The sequence below is a fragment of the Parvibaculum sp. genome, assembly GCF_035511255.1.
GTDB lineage: Bacteria > Pseudomonadota > Alphaproteobacteria > Parvibaculales > Parvibaculaceae > Parvibaculum.
Window position 1 is genome coordinate 1 of sequence record NZ_DATKFR010000065.1, and the last position, 3,752, is coordinate 3,752.

3 protein-coding genes are annotated in these 3,752 nt (G+C 64.0%); all 3 read left to right on the forward strand.

Features of this window, described 5'->3' with window-relative positions; translation table 11 throughout:
• The coding region (locus VMR03_RS02200) for a glycosyltransferase family 87 protein (protein WP_325401840.1) at positions 1–907 on the forward strand (907 nt) is incomplete at its 5' end.
• 132 nt (positions 908–1,039) lie between these two features.
• Positions 1,040–2,512: an MFS transporter gene (locus tag VMR03_RS02205; protein WP_325401842.1), complete on the forward strand. Its 1,473-nt coding sequence runs from the start codon at positions 1,040–1,042 to the stop codon at positions 2,510–2,512.
• Positions 2,509–3,752, forward strand: a 1,244-nt coding sequence (locus VMR03_RS02210; RefSeq protein ID WP_325401844.1) for an MFS transporter, incomplete at its 3' end; no start/stop codon positions are given. The genes VMR03_RS02205 and VMR03_RS02210, both read left to right, overlap by 4 nt.

Below are 3,752 nucleotides of genomic sequence, written 5' to 3' on the forward strand. Positions count from 1 at the left end.
CTGGCACTACCCGCCGACCTTCCAGCTTCTCGCGGCGCCGCTGGCACTGCTGCCCTATCTTCTTTCTTATCTGGTCTTCACAGGCGTCACGCTGACGGCTTATGCGCTGACCACGGCGCGGCTCCTGAAGCAGAAGGAGGCGGTGCTTCTTCTTCTTGCCTTTCCCGGCGCCTTCATCTGCGCCTTCCACGGCCAGAATTCATTTCTCTCCGCGGCGCTTTTTGCCGGTGCTGTCCTCGCCATGGAACGGCGTCCGGCACTTGCCGGCGTATTGCTCGGTCTCCTCGCCTTCAAGCCGCAACTCGGATTGCTCATTCCGGTCGCGCTCATCGCATCGCGGCAATGGCGCGTCTTCTTCGTTGCCGGCGCGACGGCGGCGGGCTTCGCGCTTCTCTCGACGCTGGTGCTCGGGACCGATCTCTGGCTCGCCTTTCTCAAGAATGCGCCGCTCGTCCGCGAAATCCTGGAACAGGGATTCCTGCCCTGGAACAAGATGCCGACGGCCTTCGTCTTCTTCCGCCTGCTCGGGTTGCCCGAGTGGTTCGCCTATGGCGCGCAGGGTCTGATGGCGCTCGGCGCAACGGCTGCGGTTGCCTGCGTCTGGTACAGAGCGGGCCCGACTCGGCTCGCCTTCGCGGTGCTGATCTCCGCGACGCTGCTCCTTCTACCCTATCTCTTCGATTACGAATTCGCGATCATGGCCGTCCCCATCGCCATTCTTGCAAGCGACATGGTCGAGCGCGGCGCGACGCGCAACGAGAAGATCGCGCTCATCGCGCTCTATGGCATGCCGGCGCTCGTCTCGCCTGTGGCCGGCGCGAGCCATCTTCAGATCGGCTTTCCGCTGCTCCTGCTCGCACTCGGATTTTCGGCGCGGCGCGCGCTGAATTCCCGCGGCCGGGCATAATTCCTCCTGCAAAATTCCTTTCGCGGCCTTTTCGGCCCGGTCCCTTTATGCTCCAATCCCGCGGCGCGGGTTCGGCAAGCGCCCTCGGCAGAAGGGCGCGGGGACCTGCCATTGTCATGGGAGGAGTATCAAGTGGATCAGCTCAACCGGGAGAGCGGCGACGAGCCGTTGCGCATTCAGGTACCGGGGCAGATCGGCTCCCAACTTCTGTCGGCGACGGGCGACGCGGCGGCGGACGGCAAGGGCCAGTGGAGCTGGGCGCTGTTCGAATGGGCGCGCAACCCTTACGTGATCCTCATCACCATCTATATCTTCTCGCCCTATTTCTCGAATGTGGTCGTCGGCGATCCGGTGAAGGGCCAGGCGATCTGGGGCCATATCAACGGCATTGCCGGTTTCTTCATCGCGGTGCTCGGGCCGGTGCTCGGCGCGATCGCGGACACGGGCGGCAAGCGCAAGCCGTGGATCGCCTTCTTCGTCGCGATCATGGTGCCGGCGACCTTCGCGCTGTGGTGGGCGCTGCCGGGCGGGCAGGGGCTTTCCATCCTCGGCATCGCGGCGCTGGTCGTCGCGGTCTCGATCGCCTTTGAATTTTCCGCGGTCTTCCACAATTCGATGCTGCCGGCGGTCGCGCCGCATCACCGCATCGGCTTCCTGTCGGGTCTCGGCCTGGCGCTCGGCAATGCCGGCGCGCTCATCATTCTCTGTTTCATGCTCTGGGCCTTCATGCTTCCCGGCATGGTCGGCTGGAGCTTCATTCCGGCGAAAGCGCTCTTCGGCATCGACGTCGCGCAATTCGAGAACAGCCGTATCGCGGGGCCGATCTGCGCCCTATGGATGGCGCTTTTCACGCTGCCGCTCCTTCTCTGGACGCCGGATGTGAAGGGCGCGGGTGTGCCGCTCGGCGTCGCCGTGAAGCGCGGGCTCGGCACGGTCGTCAAGACGGTGGTCAAGCTCCGCAGCTACCGGAACGTCGCCGCCTATCTCATCGCCCGCATGTTCTACAATGACGGCAAGACGGCGGTGCTGGTCTTCGGCGGCGTCTATGCGGCGGGCGTCTTCCACTGGGATGCGCTGACGCTCACCATCTACGGCATCGTGCTCTCGATCTTCGCGGTGGGCGGCGGCATTTTCGGCGGCTGGCTCGACGACACGTTCGGGTCGAAGCGCGCCATCATGATCTCGATCGGCGGCACGGCGCTCGGCGTCGTCCTCGCGGTTTCGATCACGCCGACCGAGCTCTTCTTTTTCTTCCCCCACGATCCGGCGACGCCGCCGCTCTGGGATCTGCCCTTCTTCCGGACGCTGCCCGAGCTTCTCTACCTGACGGTCGTGCTGCTCGTCGCGATCTGCATCACGGCCGCCTATGCCAACAGCCGTACGATGCTGGCGCGCATCGCGCCCGTCTCGAAGATGTCGGAATTCTTCGGCATCTATGCGCTGTCGGGCACGGCGACGGCCTTTCTCGGGCCGACGCTGGTCGGCATTACGACGGATATATTTCAAAGCCAGCGGGCGGGCTTTGCTTCCGTGCTTGTTCTTCTTGTCATCGGGCTCGTCGGTATGCTCTTTGTGCGGGAGGAACGCGCGGAGGCGATCGATTGACAATACGTACAGAGCGCGAGCCTGCGTCCACGCTGGCGCAGGCCGCATGGGTTTGTTACGAGTGGGCCAACCAGCCTTATTTTTCACTCGTCACGATCTTCCTCTTCGCACCCTATCTGACCGCGACCGTGGTCGGCGATCCGGTGAAGGGCCAGGCGATCTGGGGCTATACGCAAGCCATCGCCGGCATCATCATCGCGCTGTCGAGTCCGCTTCTCGGCGCGATGGCCGACGCGGCCGGGCCGCGCAAACCGTGGATCGTCTTTTTCACGATCTTCTGCACGGTGGGATGCTTCGGCCTCTGGATCGCGGTGCCGGGCGAACCCGTGCTGCCGGTCATGCTGGCCCTGATCGTCGCCTCGGTCGGCATGGAATTCGCGATCATCTTCGCCAATGCCATGCTGCCGACCATCGCCTCGGAGCGCCGCATCGGGCTTCTGTCGGGAATCGGCATCGGCGTCGGCCAGCTCGCGGCGATCTTTGCGCTGGTTCTGGTGCTGATCTATCTGCAATTGCCGGGCGTCGTCCATGCGCCCCTCATTCCCGACGCGCCGCTCTTCGGCTTGTCGAAGGAAGCGCATGAAACCGACCGCATCGTCGGGCCGATCTCCGGCACGTGGTTCTTCGTCTTCATGCTGCCGCTTCTCTTCTTCGTGCCCGATCAGGCGCATCGCGGGCTCTCGCGCATGGCGGCCGCCAAGGCCGGTCTCGTCCGGCTCGCGCATACGATCAGCGAGGCCTGGCATTTCCGCAATGTCGCGCTCTATCTCATTTCGCGCATGGCTTTTTACGACGGCATGAACGCGATCTTCGTCTTCGGCGGCATTCTCGCCGCCTCGATCTTCCATTGGGGAGCGATGGAGATGGCGGTCTACGGGCTCTGGGCGACGTTCTTTGCGGCGCTGGGGGCCTTTGTCGGCGGCTGGACCGATCAGCGCTTCGGTTCGAAGAAGACGCTCATCTGGTCGCTCGTCTTCGCGCTCGTCGCCTTCATGGTGCTGATCTCCTTCGATCGCGATCAGCTCTTCTTCTTCATCCATGTCCCCGCCGCGCCGGATGCGAAGGCTTTCTCGACGCTGCCGCAGCAGGGCTTTCTCATCACCGTCGCCTTCTTCGGATTGATGGCGGGGCCGACCATTGCGTCCAGCCGCACGATGCTCGCGCGCATCGCGCCGGTCGAGATGATGACCGAGTTCTTCGGCCTCTATTCGCTGGCGGGCAAGGCGACGACTTTCGTCGC